The 19,882-nt window shown below is 40.2% G+C and carries 17 protein-coding genes; 11 read left to right on the plus strand and 6 right to left on the minus strand.

Annotated elements, in window-relative coordinates; translation table 11 throughout:
- The first annotated feature begins 213 nt into the window (after nt 1-213).
- Nucleotides 214-426, plus strand: a complete 213-nt coding sequence (locus AACW45_RS14085) for a hypothetical protein (protein WP_190633219.1) — start codon at nt 214-216, stop codon at nt 424-426.
- Nucleotides 427-652: 226 nt separating this feature from the next.
- On the opposite strand, the gene AACW45_RS14090 is transcribed toward AACW45_RS14085, so the two are convergent.
- Nucleotides 653-2,002 (minus strand): glutamine synthetase family protein, encoded by a 1,350-nt coding sequence (locus tag AACW45_RS14090; protein ID WP_190633220.1) that lies wholly within the window; start codon nt 2,000-2,002, stop codon nt 653-655.
- 70 nt (nt 2,003-2,072) lie between these two features.
- Nucleotides 2,073-2,720, minus strand: a complete 648-nt coding sequence (gene hisG, locus AACW45_RS14095; protein ID WP_190633221.1) for an ATP phosphoribosyltransferase — start codon at nt 2,718-2,720, stop codon at nt 2,073-2,075.
- Between the two features lie 76 nt (nt 2,721-2,796).
- Between hisG and rppA the strand changes: the two genes are divergently transcribed.
- The 7 genes from rppA (at nt 2,797) to AACW45_RS14130 (ending at nt 14,448) form a co-directional block, all read left to right on the plus strand.
- Nucleotides 2,797-3,489: a two-component system response regulator RppA gene (rppA, locus tag AACW45_RS14100; RefSeq protein WP_190633281.1), complete on the plus strand. Its 693-nt coding sequence runs from the start codon at nt 2,797-2,799 to the stop codon at nt 3,487-3,489.
- A gap of 357 nt (nt 3,490-3,846) precedes the next feature.
- Nucleotides 3,847-4,245 carry a hypothetical protein gene (locus tag AACW45_RS14105; RefSeq protein ID WP_190633222.1) on the plus strand — a complete coding sequence of 133 codons (399 nt, stop codon included), beginning with the start codon at nt 3,847-3,849 and terminating at the stop codon, nt 4,243-4,245.
- A gap of 27 nt (nt 4,246-4,272) precedes the next feature.
- Nucleotides 4,273-7,578: a CHAT domain-containing tetratricopeptide repeat protein gene (locus tag AACW45_RS14110; protein WP_190633223.1), complete on the plus strand. Its 3,306-nt coding sequence runs from the start codon at nt 4,273-4,275 to the stop codon at nt 7,576-7,578.
- Between the two features lie 502 nt (nt 7,579-8,080).
- Entirely contained in the window at nt 8,081-9,688 is a 1,608-nt protein-coding gene (locus AACW45_RS14115) for a peptide ligase PGM1-related protein (protein ID WP_190633224.1), read from the plus strand.
- A gap of 497 nt (nt 9,689-10,185) precedes the next feature.
- Nucleotides 10,186-11,934, plus strand: coding sequence for a serine/threonine protein kinase (locus AACW45_RS14120; RefSeq protein WP_190633225.1), 1,749 nt, complete (start codon nt 10,186-10,188; stop codon nt 11,932-11,934).
- Between the two features lie 578 nt (nt 11,935-12,512).
- The gene (locus tag AACW45_RS14125) at nt 12,513-13,040 is read left to right on the plus strand and encodes a pentapeptide repeat-containing protein (RefSeq protein WP_096643273.1); all 528 of its coding nucleotides are present in this window, start codon (nt 12,513-12,515) and stop codon (nt 13,038-13,040) included.
- 220 nt (nt 13,041-13,260) lie between these two features.
- Nucleotides 13,261-14,448, plus strand: a complete 1,188-nt coding sequence (locus AACW45_RS14130; RefSeq protein ID WP_190633226.1) for a M20 family metallopeptidase — start codon at nt 13,261-13,263, stop codon at nt 14,446-14,448.
- A 95-nt stretch (nt 14,449-14,543) separates the two neighbouring features.
- Here the strand turns inward: AACW45_RS14130 and AACW45_RS14135 are convergent, their stop codons facing one another.
- The 3 genes from AACW45_RS14135 to AACW45_RS14145 form a co-directional block, all read right to left on the minus strand.
- Nucleotides 14,544-15,011: a type II toxin-antitoxin system YhaV family toxin gene (locus tag AACW45_RS14135; protein ID WP_190633227.1), complete on the minus strand. Its 468-nt coding sequence runs from the start codon at nt 15,009-15,011 to the stop codon at nt 14,544-14,546.
- A 10-nt stretch (nt 15,012-15,021) separates the two neighbouring features.
- Nucleotides 15,022-15,339, minus strand: a complete 318-nt coding sequence (locus AACW45_RS14140) for a hypothetical protein (protein ID WP_190633228.1) — start codon at nt 15,337-15,339, stop codon at nt 15,022-15,024.
- A gap of 309 nt (nt 15,340-15,648) precedes the next feature.
- A complete protein-coding gene (locus AACW45_RS14145; protein WP_190633229.1) occupies nt 15,649-16,701 on the minus strand; it encodes a hemerythrin domain-containing protein in 1,053 nt (350 codons plus the stop codon).
- 389 nt (nt 16,702-17,090) lie between these two features.
- Between AACW45_RS14145 and AACW45_RS14150 the strand changes: the two genes are divergently transcribed.
- The 3 genes from AACW45_RS14150 to AACW45_RS14160 all read left to right on the plus strand — a co-directional run bounded on the left by AACW45_RS14150 (nt 17,091) and on the right by AACW45_RS14160 (nt 19,008).
- Nucleotides 17,091-17,837: an LmeA family phospholipid-binding protein gene (locus AACW45_RS14150; protein ID WP_190633230.1), complete on the plus strand. Its 747-nt coding sequence runs from the start codon at nt 17,091-17,093 to the stop codon at nt 17,835-17,837.
- A gap of 12 nt (nt 17,838-17,849) precedes the next feature.
- On the plus strand, nt 17,850-18,392 hold the full coding sequence (locus tag AACW45_RS14155; RefSeq protein ID WP_190633231.1) for a DUF2231 domain-containing protein: 543 nt from the start codon (nt 17,850-17,852) through the stop codon (nt 18,390-18,392).
- Between the two features lie 388 nt (nt 18,393-18,780).
- Nucleotides 18,781-19,008: a DUF167 domain-containing protein gene (locus AACW45_RS14160; protein WP_190633232.1), complete on the plus strand. Its 228-nt coding sequence runs from the start codon at nt 18,781-18,783 to the stop codon at nt 19,006-19,008.
- Nucleotides 19,009-19,223: 215 nt separating this feature from the next.
- On the opposite strand, the gene AACW45_RS14165 is transcribed toward AACW45_RS14160, so the two are convergent.
- Entirely contained in the window at nt 19,224-19,835 is a 612-nt protein-coding gene (locus tag AACW45_RS14165; protein WP_190633233.1) for a glutathione S-transferase family protein, read from the minus strand.
- Nucleotides 19,836-19,882 lie beyond the last annotated feature (47 nt).

The following is a 19,882-nucleotide window of genomic DNA, read 5'->3' on the forward strand; positions in this document are numbered from 1 at the left end:
TCTAACTAAAGAGCCTGTCAACTATAAGGAATTCAAAATTCACCGCCAAAAATAAGCTAACGATTATACAGCAGGCGTTATAGCTACACAGAGATAATAAATCAGACCCTTGGCAAAAGAATTATCTTGACTAAACTATAGACATGTCCGAGCAAATATTAGATAAATATCTAAATTATTAAGCAAATATTATCTTCATAGGTTTAAGCTCCCATGAGATTCCAACAATTACACATTGGTGATTATTTTCGCATCCCAGGTATCAGTTTTGGTTGCGTATATCGCAAAGCTAGTATGAGATCTTGCAGTTTAAATTCTCTATTACAACCAATTCGTCCTGGGACGACAGTTATACCTTTAAATCAGGCACAAATTGCTAAACATATTGCTGACAAGCACAATTTATGGAAAAGTTTACAGGAATAGTAATTCGATTGACTCAAACATTGCCAGCTAGTTGGATAAATCTAAAATCCGCCCATTGAAGAACAAATGGATAAATCCGCTATATTGAATTAATGTTGCCACGGAATAAATCAATTCAGAGGCTTTTATCCTTCTTTAATTTGGCGCACAAAGGAATTGGTGACTAAATAGAATATTATTAGGAAAACCTGTTAACCGTCTATCGGAATCGGAAGTATTTTCCATACTAATATCTTTCCAATAACAGCTTGACTTCTGCGTCTAATTCCCAATCTTTCATTGCTTGCCATTCAGCTTGACGAACTGCCACAAAGGCTTGTGCTAGTTGGGGATTTAAGGCATTTAATAATACATTATTCTGTTTCAGGTGCGCGATCGCATCTCCTAAATTTGTCGGTAAGGCATCGATACTATTGGCTGTACGTTGTTCAATAGATAAGTTTCCCGGATCTTCTGTCACTGGGGTTGGCGGTTCTAACCCTCGCTGTACACCATCTAATCCCGCCGCGATGATTGCGCCTAAGGCTAAGAAAGGATTAGCTGATGCATCTACGGTTTTCACCTCAAAATGACTCGAACTACCCAAACCCGCATCGCTAGGAACTCTCACAGATGCTTCCCGGTTATCTAATCCCCAACAACGAAAAGCACCGCTCCAAGTATGAGGACGGATGCGGCGGTATGAGTTAATACTAGGGGTAGTTAACGCCATCAGTGCTGGTAAATGTTCTAAAATACCAGCAATAAACGCTCTACCTATTTGGGAAACACCGCAGACACCTTGAGTATCAGGTAATAAATTTTTGCCATCGTGCCACAGGCTGAGGTGGATGTGACAACCGCTACTAGCATCATCAGGAAAGATTTTTGGTAAAAAAGAAGCTGTAAGATGATGTTGACGCGCGATCGCTCTGACAGTTTCTCGAAAAGCTATTTGCCAATTAGCGGCTTCTAAAGCATCAGTGTAGCGTACAGAAATTTCTTGCTGACCGGGGCCTGATTCTGGGTAATACTGTTCTACGGGAATTCCCTGAGCAATTAAGGCATCAGCTATACCATCAATCACTTCTCGATTAATATCCATTGATTGCGTCGCCCCAAATACTGTCGAGTCTGTCGGTGCAATACCCGTATCTGTATGTTTTAATAGATAAAATTCATTTTCAAAAGCTGCTTGAATTTCCAAACCTTGATTTTTCGCCGCCTCTAGCATTTGAATTAAGAAATTTCGCGGACAGAAAGCCCAAGGTTGCCCATCAAGTATCATATTTCCTAAAACGCGGGCATGACCGGGAGCATAAGGCAAAGGCGTCAAACTAGCCCAATCAGGTACTAAGCGAATCTCCCCTACTGGCGCTACACCACTATCAGGTGCGATCGCATCATACATTACAGGTATCCCCTGTTCCCCAGCAGATATGCCCACACCATGCTCAAAATAGTGAGACAGCATCTCAACATGAACAGCCTTACCGCGAATAACATTCGCATTATCGCACCACAGAATTCGGACAAACTTTACACCAGCTTCCTGAAGAGATTTCTTAATTTTTTTAAACGTATATTGTCCACTCATAGTTTTTCGTCAATAGTCATTTGTTAGAGACGCGATGAATCGCGTCTGTACAATTGTCCTCTGCTAGCCCCTAGCTAACCGCAGACAAAACATGCGATCGCAAATCTTCCACTAATTGATGTAAATTACCTGTATTCAGGCGATAACTCAACGGGTGAGCAATCAACCGCGCTGTACTTTCATACAAAGTTGTAATTTCTACCAAACCGTTTTCTTTTAAAGTCCGTCCTGTAGAAACTATATCCACAATCGCCTCTGACATTCCTGTAATCGGCCCTAGTTCCACAGAACCATATAGCGGCACAATTTCTACAGGTAAATCCAAACTTTGAAAATATTCACGGGCACAGTTAACATATTTAGAAGCTACTCGACCATGTGCGGGTAAATCTAAAGGCGATTTGTAAGGGCTGGATGCTTTCACAGCTACAGACATCCGACAACCTCCAAAATGCAAATCTACCAAATGCGCTACCTGGGGTTGTTTTTCCCGCAGCACATCATAACCGATTATACCTATTTGTGCTTGACCATATTCAACATAAACCGGCACATCCTGACCCCGCACTAATAATCCTTTCGCTTTTCCGCTAGCGTCAACAATTTGAAGTTGGCGGTTTCCTGAGTCTAAAAAAGCGCTAAAATCCAATCCTACAGCTTGCAGTAGGCGGATGCTATTTTTCAGTAGTTCCCCTTTTGGCAATGCAACAGTCAACATTATCGTTCTTGGTATCCTTGGCATATCGGCGGTTCATCAATATTGAGAATATCTCGATATGCTCACCATCAGCATTATGAGAATTTTATTAGTTGATGACGAAATTGAATTAACTGGCCCCTTGAGTCGCGTCTTAACCCGTGAGGGCTATATTGTAGATGCGGCTGATGAAGGCATCAATGGTAGTAATTTAGCGCAAACAGGCAATTATGACCTGTTAATCTTAGATTGGATGATGCCAGGAAAGACAGGTTTAGAAATTTGTCAAGAATTACGCCGCCAAGGTAAAACCACACCCGTATTGTTTCTCACCGCTAAAGATACTTTAGATGACAGAGTTGAAGGTTTAGACGCAGGTGCAGACGATTATTTAGTCAAACCCTTTGAATTGCGGGAGTTGTTAGCCAGAGTCCGCGCCTTGTTGCGTCGTGCTGGCGCTGAAACATACAGTAATCCTACAGGACGTTTAATCGTCGCCGATTTAGAATTAGATATTGACAATCAAATAGCTTATCGTCAAGAACGAGTAATTGAACTATCGCAAAAAGAAAGTCAATTGCTGCAATATTTCATGGAACATAGCGGACAATTATTAACTCACGCCCAGATTATGGAAAATCTCTGGACAGATGAAGAGCAGCCAAGCAGTAACGTAATTGCCGCCTTAATTCGACTTTTGCGGCGAAAAATTGAAGTTACAGGCGAAACACAGCTAATTCACACCGTTTATGGTAAAGGTTATCGCTTTGGTGTTATTACAGGTGAGTAATACCAATTCAAAATTCAAAATTCAAAATTAAGTCATAGAAATCTGTACAAAGCTACCCAACGAAGTGACGTAAATGTTGGGTTTCGTTCCTCAACCCAACCTACGCAGGTTAAAGTTTTTGGGCTTAACAGCGCAATATTAGAGGTAATATCCCTCACTTATCCCGAAATTCCGCCCTCACCCTCAAGGGTGGGGCTATACAAACAAAGCCTGCCTACGCAGGCTAATAAACTTGATAAAGAGGTAAATAACGGGAATTTGGCATAACTACATTTATATTTAAAGTTTCTGTAAACTTGCATAACCTCATACCACTGAGAAATATATTGATTTGTAGAAAAAATCAGTATAAACCTCATGAAAAAGTCTAAAAGACTTCCTAGTTTAGCATCTCGCGCTGCGGCTTTATTTTTCGCCCTGCTTTTATTATCCGAGTCAACAGCCGCTAGTTTGGGGAGTCATGGCGTAAAAATTGCCCAGCAACCAGCGCCTACGCCCTCAGTTCCCTTGAATGCAGAACAACAAAAGTTATACCAACAGGGTGTAAAGCTAGTTGGAGAAGCAGAGGAGTTAAAGAAGAAGGGAACTAAAGAAGGATATCAACAGGCGATAAATAAATATCAACAAGCTTTAAAAATTGTTCAGGAATTAAGATTGCTCCAAGATGAATTTGAGATATTATTTTTTATTGGCACTGCCTACAATTATATTGATGATCGTAAAAATGCTTTAATATATTTTAATCAAGCATTATAAATTTCCCGCGAAATTAAAAATAATATTTTGTTAGCAAAAGTTTTTGTTGCTATTGGTGCTGTTTACACTAATACTGATGAGCCAGAAAAAGCACTTAATTATTTCCAACAGGCAACGTCAATATTTCTAAAAAATCAACAAATTAATGAACTAGCAATGACTTATAAAGGACTTGCTACTGTTCAGCATAAATTAGGAAATACAAAAGAGGCTCTAGATTTATTAAACAAGGCACTAAAAATTTATCGAGAAACACTAAAAGATTTATCTGGAGAGGCAGACACGCTTTCTAGTATTGGCTTTATATACTCAATGGCAGGTAAAAATATAATAGCTATTAATTATTACAATCAAGCCTTGAAAATCCAACGCCAAAGAAGAGATTTAAAAAAACAAGCTATACTAATAAGTGATATTGGATATCTCCAAGGTCAATTAGGAAATATTGAAAATGCTCTAAACTCTTTAAAAGAAGCATTAAGACTGCATCAACAGGCAGGATCTCAATTATCTGACCAAGCTAGTACCCTAACAGATATTGGTTTTATATATGCTTCAAAGGGTGATTATAAAACAGCAATTTATTACAATCAGCAAGCTAGAAAGCTTTATCAAAAAGCTGGTAATACATATTTAGAATCAAGCATTATTCTTGTGATTGCTAATCTTTACATAACTTTTTCAGGAGATTATCAAAAAGCATTAGATTATCTAGATGAAGCGCTTACTCTTCAGGTTAACGATAAGGATGGACAAGCTTCTACTTTTGACGCAAAAGCTGATATTTATGCATCGCAAGGTGATTACCAATTAGCATTAAATGAGTATAATAATGCTTTGAAGATTTCAAATTCAATACCAAATCCTAGAATGGAAGCTCGTACCCTTGGAAAAATTGCACTAATTCAACAATTTCTAGGTGATTATAAATTAAGTATTGATACTTACAAAAAAGCCTTAGAAATATACAATCGTCTACCAGATAAGACTGGACAAATTCGGACTTTATTGTTTATTAGTATCGTTTATCAAACACAAGATAAATACGATGAATCAATTCAATTTTATAATCAAGCGCTATCACTATTAGGCAAAGATGATTATCGATCTGAAATCAGCATACTTCATGGATTGGCGAGAACACATATATATTTAAGAAATTACAATAAGGCATTGGGTTTTGCTAATCGTGCATTAGCACTATCACGCCAAAACTCTTTTCAAGAAGAAGTTTCTCTCAGTATTCTTAGTAGTGTATATCGAGCAAAAGGTGATTACACAAAATCATTAGATATCTCTCAAAAAATTTTGTTACATTATCGCAAAGCCGGCTTACGCATTCGAGAAGCGCGAATATTAGGCGATATCAGTATAATTTATGGACGACAAAACAATTATCAGCAAGCGATAAATACACTCAATGAAGAATTGAAAATACGGCGTGAGTTAAAAGATAAAACAGGCGAAGCAGATGCACTTTACCTAATCGCCATCAACCAACGCAAACTAGGAAACCCTGAAACCGCACTTACCAACATCAAAGCCGCAATCGAAATCATCGAAAATATCCGCAGCAACGTCAAAAACTCAGACTTACGTACTTCCTACTTCGCCACAGTTCAAAATTACTATAAATTCCAAATCGATTTATTGATGGAACTGCACAAACAAGACCCATCAAAAGGATACAATGCCCAAGCCATCGAAACAAGCGAAGCATCTCGCGCCAGAGGACTAGTAGAACTATTAACCGAAGCCCGCGCCAATATCCGCAAAGGTGCAAACCCCGAACTTTTAGCCGAAGAACGCCGCATACAAGCTTTAATTGATGGTAAAGAAAAAGTCAGGTTTGAAATAGTTAACAGCGAAAAAATTAACAACCCAATTTTCAAAACCAACGCCGAGAAATTACAAACAGAAATTGATGAACTTCTCCGCCAACAAAAAGAATTAGAAACCAAAATCCGCCAAACTAGCCCACAATACGCTAACCTCAAATACCCCCAACCCCTAACTTTAGCCCAAATTCAGCAACAACTCGATAAAGATACCCTACTATTACAATATTCCTTAGGTAGCGATCGCAGTTTTTTATGGGTAGTTTCTCCCAATTCCCTCGATACTTACGAACTTCCTAAAAAACAAGAAATAGAAAAAAGCGCCATCAATTTATTTTGTTTAATTAGCGAAAATACCTCTAAACCGCCTTCTGTAACTAACAAAGAAAATCCCTGCACTGGGATTAAAAACCGCAAAATTGATGTCGCCGCAACAGAACTCAGTCAACAGATTCTCGCACCTGTCAAAGATAAATTAGGCACAAAACGCCTCGTGATTGTCGCTGATGGTGCTTTGCAATATATTCCCTTTTCCGCCTTGGCTGATTTAAATTTTCAACCAAGCTCCACACCACAACAACAAGATAAACCCAAAAATTCCTGTGAAACTGATAGAAGTATATTTCGTCCTTGTGTCTCACTTGACGATCAGAGCTTCAATTACCAACCTTTACTAGTAAATCACGAAATTGTCAGCTTACCTTCCGCATCTACCATTGCCATTCAACGCCAACAACTCGCCAATCGTCCACAAGCACCCCAAGCCTTAGCTATCCTCGCTGACCCAGTATACAACGCTACTGATACAAGAGTTACCAGCGCCCAAAATAAACAGCAAAAACAGCAAGATTCTGTTAATTTAGAACTAGAACGTTCTCAACTCAGGCGTTCTGCTGATATTTTAAATCGTGATATTTGGACGCGACTTTTAGGTACTCGCACAGAAGCAGAGACAATATTTAAACTAGTACCTAATGCCAAAAATCTGCAATTATTAGATTTTGCCGCAAATTACACCACAGCTACTAGCAGCAATCTCAATCAATTCCGAATTTTACACTTTGCTACCCACGGCTTTGTGAACGATGCTAACCCAGAATTATCAGGAATTGTACTTTCCCTGGTAAACGAACAAGGTAAAGATATTCGCGGATATCTGCGATTAACAGACTTATTTAACCTTGATTATCCAGCAGATTTAATTGTTTTGAGTGCTTGCGAAACCGGATTAGGTAAAGAAATTCAAGGCGAAGGCTTGGTAGGCTTGACAAGGGGATTAATGTATGCAGGTGCAGAAAGCTTACTAGTGTCTTTATGGAAAGTCAGCGATGAAGGGACATCTGAGTTTATGCAAGAATTTTACAAGCAAATGTGGCAGCAAAATAAATCAGCTTCTCAGGCATTGCGGGCGACGCAATTAAAAATGTGGGAGCAAGAGAAATGGCGTAATCCTAATTATTGGGCGGCGTTTACATTTTTGGGCGAATGGAATTAAGCAGGTCGGCGTAATGAAAATACTGGCAAGGGCTATCATTAGAGAGGCGATAACCCTTGTCTGTAATATTTTTTTTAACGCAAAGGTACGCAAAGGTTCACGCAAAGGTACGCGGAGTTTTTTTCAGATCCTTATCTGCCAAAATAATTACTTGCATTTTGATATTAAATTGGTGTTACTTAATTTGTAATTCGTAATTAAATCACTCTCAATGGGGATATTAACCAAGCTGAATGTATGGTATAAAGCCATATTGATGCTCCCCGCTAATGTGCAGCATCTCGTAAAGAAGACGCCAAGAATGCCAATAATTATGAGACTGTGCGGCAATCTTAATTGACTAAGAAATATACAGATAAGTTAAGAATTGTGAAAGAAAAATCTGTCTTTGTCATGATTTCAATTTCTAAACTTTTTTAGTTATTTTTATTTGTATTAGCGGCAATCATCAAGATGTAAAATATTAATAATGCAGTCTTGAAAGCAAGACAGGGAAGGGGTTATGGTAACATTAAACGTGTCAGAGATAGATGGAGTTGATCGGTTTCGTCGTCTGCAATCAACTTTGCGCGATCGCTGGAAAACTATCGAACTGTTTGACAACAGCGAAGCCGATATTTTAATTATTCCTTCCTTAAGTATTGACCAGCGAGAACTACAAAAAGTAGAAGGCTGCGAACATTATGAAGAACGATTATTATTTTCTTTAATGCGGTTGCGAAATCCTCGCACTCGGTTAATTTATGTAACATCAATGCCGTTGCATCCAAGTATTATTGATTACTATTTGCAACTGTTACCAGGAATTCCTTTTTCCCACGCCCGGAATCGGTTACTGTTACTTTCTACTTACGATTCTTCCCTTAAACCCCTGAGTCAAAAAATTTTAGAACGTCCGCGTTTGCTAGAGAGAATTCGTCAAGCTTTCAGACCAGAACAAGCCTTTATGGTTTGTTACAATTCAACATCATTAGAAGCAGAATTATCGTTAAAATTGGGCGTACCTCTGTATGCAGCCGCCCCAGATTTGCAGATTTGGGGGTCAAAAAGTGGTAGTCGCCAGATATTTGCAGAAAGTGGCGTACCTCATCCAGATGGTAGTCAAAGGGTATGGAGTGCGCAAGATTTAGCGCAAGCAGCTAGCGATTTGTGGGAACGCCAACCGACATTACAAAGAATGGTAGTCAAACTCAATGAAGGGATTTCCGGTGAGGGAAATGCTTTACTAGATTTACGACCAATGATGAATGTAGCACCAGGAGAAGCTTCTAGTGCTAAACGAGTCGCAGCAATTAGCGATCGCTTTGCAAATTTGCGCTTTCAAGCATCTCAAGAAACCTGGGCTAATTTTTCCGGACGCATCTCTGAATTAGGCGCAATTGTCGAGGCTTTTGTGGAAGGAGAAAATAAGCGATCGCCCAGCGTTCAAGGACGGATTACACCCACAGGCGAAATCGAAATACTTTCCACCCATGACCAAATTTTAGGCGGCCCCGACGGTCAAATTTATCTTGGTTGTCGCTTTCCCGCAGATGAAAGCTACCGCTTGGAATTACAGCAATTAGGATTAAAAGTTGGCAGAAAACTGGCGGAAAAAGGCGCTTTAGAAAGATTTGGGGTAGATTTTATCGCCGTAGAGCAAGAAAATGGTAAATGGGATATTCAAGCCATTGAAATTAACCTGCGTAAAGGTGGCACTACTCACCCATTCATGACCCTGAAATTATTAACTAATGGACGCTATGACCTATCAACAGGGTTATTCTACAGTCAACAAGGTCGTCCAAAATACTACATCGCCACCGATAATTTGCAAAAAGACCGCTATCAAGGCTTATTACCCAACGATTTAATGGATATTATTGCCCATCACAGATTGCATTTTGATAGTTGCACTGAGACGGGTACAGTATTTCACCTGATGGGTTGTCTTTCCCAGTTTGGCAAATTGGGATTAACCAGCATCGGCGATTCATTGCAACAAGCAGAAGATATATATAACCGGGTGGTGAAAGTTTTGGATCAAGAAACCCGCAGCGATAGTCAAGATTTTCCCTCATTTTCCGATTATGCTTTCCCCGTACTATGGGATGGACAGTTTAATTCCTAATTACTTAAAAAATCTCCGCTTTCCTCTCTGCGCACTCTGCGTCCTCTGTGGTTCAAAAATAATTTATTGAACCACAGAGGCGCAGAGAACACAGAGATTAAGAGACTTCCAAGTAAAAAAATATTCCATTGGTATTGTTGTACAGGCGGGTTTAACCGACATATCTGTTTTCGACATGAGTATGTCACAAAACCACCTAAAAATAGCTTCTATCTTAGCTTTGTTGCTCGCCTGAGAATGAATTCTCAGGCTAATAACCCAAGTCTACTTCAGTAGACTCAAGATTTTGAGAATATTTAGTCATCTTGAGATGACTTTGGCTATGAGCAAGGAACTTCAGTTCCTTGCGGTAAATGGGTTTCGCATTAAGTTGACACCAACGCTCACAAAACCCGCCCCTACAGACTGTTAACAGTCAACACTCAACAATAAAGTGCAATCTGTGGCAACTTCTGACTACAACCGACAATAAACGCTAAAATCGATTCAGCCTTTGTATGTTAGCGGTTGTGTCTCACAACACTCTGAGTGCGGTTCACTGCATAAATCCCGATTGTCAACGTCCCTATCCTCAACCTTGGGGAAACAAATTTTGTAACAACTGTGGCGCACCGTTACAGCTGTTAGATCGTTATGTACCAATTCAACCTTTAGGTGCGGGAGGATTTGCCCAAATTTACACAGTTTGGGATGAAAAAACTCAAACAGAAAAGGTACTCAAGGTTTTGGTGGAAAGTTCCGCCAAGGCGCTAGACTTGTTTAAACAAGAAGCTGATGTTTTAAGTAGTTTACGCCATCCAGGTGTCCCAAAAGTAGAAGCTGATGGGTATTTTTTACTCAATTTAGCAAACCCCCAACAACGCCAAATGCATTGTTTGGTGATGGAAAAAATTAATGGTCAGACTTTAGAGGAGGTACTGAAAAATTATCCTCAAGGCTGTCCAGAAAATCTAGTAGTAACCTGGTTAACCCAAGCTGTACAAATTTTACAGGAATTGCACAAACGCCAGATTATCCACCGGGATATTAAACCTTCTAATTTAATGCTGCGTAATCGGCTGGGAAATACATCAATAACTGGGCAAAATCAGCTAGTCTTGATTGATTTTGGCGGTGCAAAACAATTTAGTCCGGCGAAAGTGCGATCGCAATCCAGTTCTACAAGGTTATTTTCTTCTGGTTACAGTCCGCCAGAACAAGTCATTGGCGGTAATGTCGGGCCTAGTGCAGATTTTTATGCTCTAGGGCGGACAATGATTGAATTACTCACAGGTAAATATCCGCCAGAATTAGAAGATCCGCAAACTGGGTTATTGCAATGGCGCAATCGGGTGAATATTCACCCCAGATTGGCAGATTTATTAGATGACATGATCCAAGAAGATGTGCGATCGCGTCCTTTAAATGCCAAAATCATCCAAAGACGGTTAACCAGAATCGCTCAAGTCTCCTCGCCTCAACAATTATCAGTTTTTATTAAAAATCATCTACAGCAAGCATCAGTCCGATGGAAAATGTTGATGCAAGCCATCGAGCAAGCTGTTAAAAAAATTACTAAAGCCGTAAGTAAAACTACGCTATTAATTTTCAAAAGTATCGGCAAATTCCTCCTCGCCTGTTTAATCACAATTTGGGCGATGATCCTTACAGGGAGTGGTGCGGTACTCGGTACAATCGCCGGATTCTTTTTAGCATATCGCACAATTTTAGGCGATCGCCTGGCGCAACAGATTTTAACTCAGCTACCAGGGTTGTTTACTCCAGATCAAACAATTGCGATCGCCGAAATTTTAGTATTTGCGATCGCTGGCTTAGGAACCGCTTGGGGACTTACTGTAGCAGGCGGTTTCGCCCAACGACGGCGATTTTTGGTTGTGTCACTCATGGGTATAATTAGTTACAGCCTAGCTTGGTTAATTTTGCAACTAACCATACCCACCAACAGCAATGAAGGATTAGTCATTTCCATAGTGTTTGCAGTATTCCTGCTGACATTGAGCTTAGGACTACGCAGCCATCGCATAGTGTACGCAGTTATTGCTTCTTTAGGTACTGCAATGTTATTTGCAGGAGCCATTCGCTTAGGCATTCTGCCAACTATCTTCCAATTTTCCAGCCCACCCCGATGGTATCAAGTCTTAATACCTAGTACATTTTTTGCCATAGAAGGCATCTTGATGAGCTTCTGGTTAGGAGTGAGCTATTACCTCATAGTACCCGGCTTGCGCTTCTTAGGCTGGCGTTAGGTATTGGGCATTGGGCAATTCAATTTTGGATTTTGGATTTGCGATAGCGCAGCGTTAGCGAGTCCGCGAGCGTCTTTTGGATTGGGTTTGAATCTAAAATCTAAAATCTAAAATCTAAAATTCTTTGTCCCCCTTGTCCCTCTTCCCTTGTCCTCAAACAAAGCCCCAAAATTTAAAATCCCCCTAGCTGCTTCTGAGCTTGAGCTAGGGGGATCGCATATGTGATAGTCTATAAAAGGTTCAGTATAGTTCGTTACGACACGATTCTAATCCCTAAATTTAGTTTTGGGTAGTATATTCACTCGAATTTATAAGAATTTTATAACTTCTTCATTGTCGCTTCATTACCCGTAATTTGCCGAAAAATTCGGATATCTTGTGTATGAGAATAGGTATAGTTGTTATACCTTCCCCAACAATCGTAAATTAGCTGTAATCCAAACGATCCGCTTTTACTGTGGTATGAGCCACAAATTAGCCTCTCCGTATCTCGCGACAGGTTAGGAGAATTTAGGTATTACAGGTGTTCAACTGCACTTGCTATTACATATCATCATTTGTAAATATCCTTAAAAAATATGAAACTCCACATTACCGCCACTCTCACCCTGTTAGCTTGTTTTGGGCTAGCAGGACAAGCCTTCGCTTTCAATCCCCAAGACTTAGAGCAATTGAAAGCAACTAAAAGTTGTCCTAGATGCGATTTAAGTGGTGCCGATCTCACTCAAGTTCCCTTAACAGGGGCTAACTTACGCGGCGCTAACTTAAGAGCAGCCAATTTATCCCAAGTCAACCTGACAAATGGCGATCTCACAGGGGCAAATCTAGAAACTGCTATTCTTAGTTCTGCCAATCTCACCGGTGTCTCGTTCACAGGTGCAAATTTAAAGTCAGCATCCTTAGAAAAAGCTAATCTTTCCTACGCTGGATTTATTAGCGCTAACTTAGAAGCTGCTAACCTCAAGGATGCAACATTGCTATTTACTAATTTCCGGGGAGCCAATTTCCGCCTGACTACCCTAGCTAATGGTGTCGTCACTTCCGATAAACCCTACGGTTGGTCATTACAAGAAGGTACAGAAGCAGATGTAAATCCGAGGAAATAGCGCTTTCACCAAAATCTACACTTTTGTGTCAGATTCCTCAAAAAATCCCGCGTAAGCGGGATTTTTAGTTTTTAGTAGTAGACTTCCAGAAATCCAGAAAATAATATTTTCTTTCCTCCCCCCTGCGCCCTACTCCCTGCCCCTTATCCCCTACCCCCTAGTTAACGATCGATTAACACTTCTTTATCATGGAAACAAAGCTGTCAACTGCGATCAATTCATGCTGAACCAAATAAAAGACTTGGCTACAAAGTTAGCACCTCGCCTGATTGAAATTCGTCGCCACATCCACTCACACCCAGAACTTAGCGGTCAGGAATACCAAACAGCAGCCTTTGTTGCTGGCGTGCTATCTTCTAGCGGTTTGTATGTACAAGAAGGTATTGGTAAAACCGGCGTAATTGGCGAATTACGGGTTAATAGTAGCAATGAGCGGATATTGGCAATTCGCACTGATATGGACGCTTTGCCAATTCAAGAACGCACTGGTTTAGAATACGCATCTCGCGCCGAAGGTGTAATGCACGCTTGCGGTCATGATGTCCACACCACAGTCGGGTTAGGCACGGCAATGGTACTATCCCAAATGGCAGAAGAATTAGGTGGGAAAATCCGGTTTTTATTTCAGCCAGCAGAGGAAATTGCCCAAGGGGCTAGTTGGATGGTAGAAGATGGGGCAATGAAAAATGTCTCAGCAATATTAGGGGTACATGTTTTTCCTTCCATCCCCGCAGGTTCTATCGGCGTGCGTTATGGTGCATTGACAGCTGCGGCTGATGATTTAGAAATTTTGATTATTGGCGAATCTGGACATGGTGCGCGTCCCCATGAAGCAGTTGATGCGATTTGGATTGCTTCTCAGGTAATTACGGCTTTACAGCAAGCAATTAGCCGGACACAAAATCCTTTACGTCCTGTGGTGTTAACCATAGGACAAATTAACGGTGGGAGAGCGCCGAATGTAATTGCTGATAAAGTGAGGTTATTGGGAACAGTGCGATCGCTCCATCCCGAAACCCGCGCTCAACTTCCCAACTGGATTGAGAACATAGTTGCTAGTGTTTGCCATTCCTATGGCGCTACTTATCAAGTCAATTATCACCAGGGTGTACCCAGCGTGCAAAATGATTATGCCCTCACACAATTGTTACAATCAGCCGGCGAAGAAGCTTGGAGTAGCGATCGCGTCCAAGTCTTACCCGAACCCTCGTTAGGCGCAGAAGATTTTTCCGTCTATTTAGAACACGCCCCCGGCTCTATGTTTCGCTTGGGTGTAGGCTACAAAGAGAGAATTCTCAATCACCCCTTACACCACCCCGAATTTGAAGTTGATGAAACTGCCATTATTACTGGTGTCGTAACAATGGCATATGCTGCGTATAAATACTGTCAAAATTCTCAAACATAATTCAATTGCTGATTCCTGTTTTGCTTCAACTTGATTACCTGAGTTGAAGCAACTTTTGATTTGTGCAACTACAAATTAAGAATAGGGTGTAAATATTATTCAGGTTCATCCTGGGATGTCTCTGATTCTGCAATCAATTCATCCAAACTATCTGGAAACGTCCCTCGCCCAACCATCTTGGTAAACACTTCATAACAATCATCCTTCGCTCCCTCTTTGCGCGGAAATCCTAACCACAAAATTACAATCGCCTTTAATTTTGTAGTGTAGAATGCTCGAAAAAACAGGCGATATCTTTCTGGTAAACCCATCTTCTTTACCCGTCCGTAGCGTTTTAATGCTCCCGTCAAAGCAAAGTGACTGGCAAGGGGATCGGCAGGTATTTTAGTTTCAATGGGAATAGTAATTGCAGCAAATAACTTTACCGTTGCATGGGTTTTAAACTCAGCTTCTGGTAAGTTTTTCCTTAGTTCTGAAACCCGATCAAATAATTCTTGATACTGAGTACCAAATAGTTGTGGATGAAAATAAATCTCCCAATTATTACTGACAAACTTAGGCATCTTCTAGCAGCTAATCTTCTATTTCCACACTCTCAATTAATTTATGTGCCGCCTCAGACATCTCAGTTGTGTAAGGTTGCAAGCTGTTATTTTTCAATGCTTCTATCATGGCAAAATCAAGAAACAGCCGCATCATTAGGGAATCGTCTTCATCCTCCTCATCAATTGATTCGGGAATAATTTTGACGATCGCAGTATTGGGGGACAATACTTCTATCCAACCTGAAGCATTAGCAAATTGGGGATATTCGCGGTAAAAATCCGCCGGTAAGCGAAATCCTGCGCTGTTACCAATTTTGGTACTGCGAATTTTGTATGGGTTGCTCATTATGTATATACGTAATGTACTTACATAATAGCAATTTTAGGACTTACGCAGTGTCAGATATTTTTCATGCTTTTTGTCAATGGTCAATAGTCCATAGTCCAAAAACTTGAATTTTGACCATTGACTTTTGACTTTTGACCACCCTTGTGAGGGTTTTTGTGTTCGGTGCGTAAATCCTAAATTTGTAGGCGTTTTTAGAAAAAAATTGACACAGGCAGGCAGCGCAATAAAAACTCCCAACACCTAAATGCTGGGAGTGTACAACTCTAACTAACCTTTACTAACCTCTAGAGAAAAGCTGAATTCGTTCTACACGTTGGCTTCGCTGACAACGCCAAGTCTTTCTTGAATTTTCTTCTTCGCAGCTTTGAACTCAGTAGCCCATTGTTCGGTTTGGTCGCTGCTGAGGTTGTTGCGAATAGCAGCAAACATTGTGCTTTCTTCTTGACGGATATGGTCGCCAACTGCATCCATCAACTGCTTAACTTTATCCTTGAATTGCTGAGAAGAGGGGCTAATAGCCTTAATTTCTTCCAACACCCGCTTCATTTCAGCTTGCTCATCATACAGTTCTTGGGTGTCATCCTGACCGTAGAAAGCACGCACTCTAGGATAAACAACTTCCTCTTCAGCTTCAGCGTGAGCCGTTAAATCCTTGTAAATTTGACCAAAGTACTCTTGGATTTTTTGCGGATCTTTGCTTTGCAGCAGTTCGGTAAACAAAGTGTTTACCTTGTTGTGATCCAAACGAATGACATCTTGGATATTCATATCCTTTTTGTCACTACCTTGGGTAACTGCACTACCAACGGCACCGCTAACTGCGGCCATAGCATCTTGAACTCTCGCCCAAATACCTTGATCTGCTTCTTGTCCGGTGAGTTCGCGAACACCCAAGATTTCCAGAACACCTTTGAGTTGCTCTTGGTGAGCGCGGTTTTCAAAGTTAATGGCGTTCAAAGGCCCGATCGCCAACATGACATCAGCACCAACTTTTTGCGCAGCTTTGTGAACAATCAAGCCACTCATAACTATTTGATGCTTCAGCAATTCATGCTGAGATACCTTCTCATACAAGCTGAGTTCAGAACCTTGGAATAATTTTCTAGCACTGTCAATAAATTGTTGAACTGTTTGTTTAGGTTCAGCTTGAATACCATACTGACCGATGACAGTTTCTAAAATGCCCAGGTTTTTTTGGTCGTCTTGGATAAAATCCCGGATGCGGTCAGAAATTTCGGCGTCTAAACCTTGCTGCAAAAGTTGCTGTTCATTTTCTAAAACCAACTGTTGCAGAGCTTTGATATTTGCCAATTTAACGGCAATTGCATTACGTTTAGTATCATCTAAATTAACTACCATTATTCAGTTCTCCTCAGGAAAAGAATTCTTAGTTGTCACTAATACCAAGTTTGCATACTGCTGAGAATCCTTCCCTCTTTCTTTTGAGTGATTACTTGAGTGACTTCAGGTAGAAAATAAAAAAAGTGACTCTGAAATTTATACTTCTACTTTTAGATAGATAGAAACTTACTCTTGAGTCTTTCGCTAGATAGATAAATTTTTATTGCAGATTTTTTAGATTTGCTCAAAGATAGTCAAATAATTTTGGATTTTAGAGTCAATGATTTGATATTGACCACATTTACCTAAGCTAGGAGCGCCATTTATGTTTCCAAGCAGTAGCATTTAGGCAATCAAAAAAATCCAAAATTGCAAATTGGCAACATCAAATAGGAGATTAATTGATAATGCCCGAAAGTCCTGGACTAGGAGAGCAAGCCCTAAATAAAGCAGCAGAAGTAGGTTTATCTAGCCAATTAGATGAAGTAGAAAATTTAGATGTCAATATCAAAACCGATCCGCTCAAATTGGTTCAGGGACAGGTAGATTCAGTCTCCATTGATGGAGAAGGGATGGTGATGCAAAAAGACCTCCGCGTTGAGGAGATGAATATGCAAATCCAAAGCGTCGCCATTAATCCTTTGAGTGTTGCATTTGGCAAAATTGAACTGACAAAGCCAACTGTGGGAAGTGCGCGAGTTGTGTTAAATGAAGCCGATATTAACCGCGCCTTTAATTCTGATTATGTTCGTTCTCAACTGCAAAGTCAGCAAATCCAAGTGAATGGGAAAGCAACAACAATTAACCCCCAAAATGTAGAATTTCGCCTACCTGGTGAGGGAAAAGTTGCTATCAATGCCAATATCCTTTTAGGAGAAACTGGGGAAGCTCACCAAGTGGCTTTTGAAGCAGTACCTCGCGTAAGTGCAAATGGGAAAACTGTTTCTTTAGAAAATGTGGAATATGGCCAAGGTGAGGAAATATCGCCAGAATTGACAAAAGCTTTGGTTAATCAAACCAGTGAACTTTTGAATTTAAGCAACTTTGACTTGGAAGGAATGACCTTACAAGTTAATAGTTTACAGGTAGAAACAGGCAAATTAATTCTTCAAGCTCAAGCTTATGTTGAGCAAATCCCTTCCACTGAAAAATAAGGTAATAAAATAATGGAAACTACAGAAACAACCTCCACACCATTTCCAAATATTCCCCCAATTATTGAAAGTGACGATCGCGAATTTAATGATACTGGTGTACCAAGTACAGTGGCGATCGCCGGTCATCCCCTCCATCCCTTAACTGTAATTTTCCCCATCGCCTTTTTAGCAGCAGCTTTGGGAAGCGACTTTGGCTATTGGTTAACCAAAGATTTCTTCTGGGCTAGGGCTTCCATGTGGTTAATTGGTTTAGGATTAGCCGGAGGTGCGATCGCAGCTTTAACCGGACTCAGCGACTTTACAAAAATTGAACGAGTCCGCAAGCGTCAAGCAGGCTGGGCGCATTTGATTCTTAACGTTTCTATTCTCGTCTTAACTCTCGTCAACTTCCTCATCCGTCTAGGTAATGTTGACTCACGTATCCTACCTTGGGGACTTCTCATCTCATTAATTGTGGGCACCTTAACTAGCATTTCTGGCTGGTTTGGTGCTGAACTTTCCTATCGTCATAAAATCGGTGTAGTAGGTGCTGGTAGTACAAGATATCCCTAAATACCTGAAACCATGTAATTAAATACACTCACTAAAGGGGCATTAACCACCTTCACTTTGTTTGGTGCAACTCAAAGAACTGAAAAATTAATTTAAATAAATAGCGATCGCTATTTATTATTCATTCCTGCTCATCATAGTTGCGATGAGCTTTTTCTTTATCTAGTTTAAGCTAGAAGACTCCCGCTAACCTTCGGTGTAGCGGGAGAGGAGGTCAAATATAAAAATTACGCAACTATCCCTCAAATCCGGTTTTTGCTGATAGGTTCGCCAATCTCACCAACAAACAGAGCAATCCTCCTTCCCTTGCCTTCCCTTGTCCATATTGATTAACTATTGAGTTATGCTTGAGCTTAGTTATGCCTAAATTACATCCCAATAATTAAAAATGCAGAAAAAAGTTAAAGTGAAACCTAATTCTAAACAGCAAAAAATTGCAGAACAAACCGATGGTAGTCTAAATGTACATTTAAAATCCCCGCCAGTAGATGGTAAAGCTAATGAAGAGTTAATTAAACTACTAGCAGAAAAATTTAATGTCCCCAAATCTCACATTACAATTAAACTGGGCGCATCTTCTCGTCAAAAATTGGTAGAAATCGACACCGATATTTAGTATTAACTCAGTATGTATAAATCAATCAAACTACATTACGACACGTAATTAGACTTAAAACCCTTACCAATGACAAATGACTAATGACTAATGACAGCCCTTGCCAGTATTTTCGTTACGCCGACCTACTTAACTCAGTATTTAGGAGTTAGTTAACAGCTATCAGGGTAAAGCTGATAACTATTAACTAATAACTTTTGATAATCATCATGCGATCATTCTTGGTTAATACTTATATATCCTGATTGAGATTTGACCCGTTCTATCCAAGCTTGAATCGCTGAAAATTGTGTCAAATCAAATCCACCTTCATCGGCAACATGGGTATAAGCAAACAATGCAATATCAGCAATAGTGTAGCGTTCGCCAACAAAAAACTGATTAGCGCTTAAATGTTTTTCCATCAGTTTTAATGCAGCATAACCCGGTTCGCGCCTTTGTTTGATAGCTTCTTGATATTCTTCAGCTTTACCTAAAATAGAGATTAAATATCTCGATGTCGCAATAAAAGGCTCGTGACTAGATTGCTCAAAAAATAACCATTGCATCACTTGAGCGCGGAGAAATCTGTCATAAGGTAGAAATTCTGTGCCTTCACTTAAATACACCAAAATGGCATTTGATTCTGATAAGTATTTTCCAGGCTCAATCTCCAAAAGGGGAATTTTACCGTGAGGATTTTTACTCAAAAATTCGGGTGTTCGAGTCTCGCCTTTGGTGATATTAACTTCTATTCTCTCAAATGGCATTCCAATTTGTGTCAATAGAAGACGTATCTTGTAGCCATTACCTGAAGGTAAAAAATCGTACAGCCGTAATATTTCCATGCCAAAAATATAATAGGGAATATGTGCAGAATGTGGGGTTTAAAATA

Origin of the sequence: Calothrix sp. FACHB-168 (assembly GCF_963889195.1) — a bacterium.
Taxonomy (GTDB): domain Bacteria; phylum Cyanobacteriota; class Cyanobacteriia; order Cyanobacteriales; family Nostocaceae; genus Aulosira; species Aulosira anomala_A.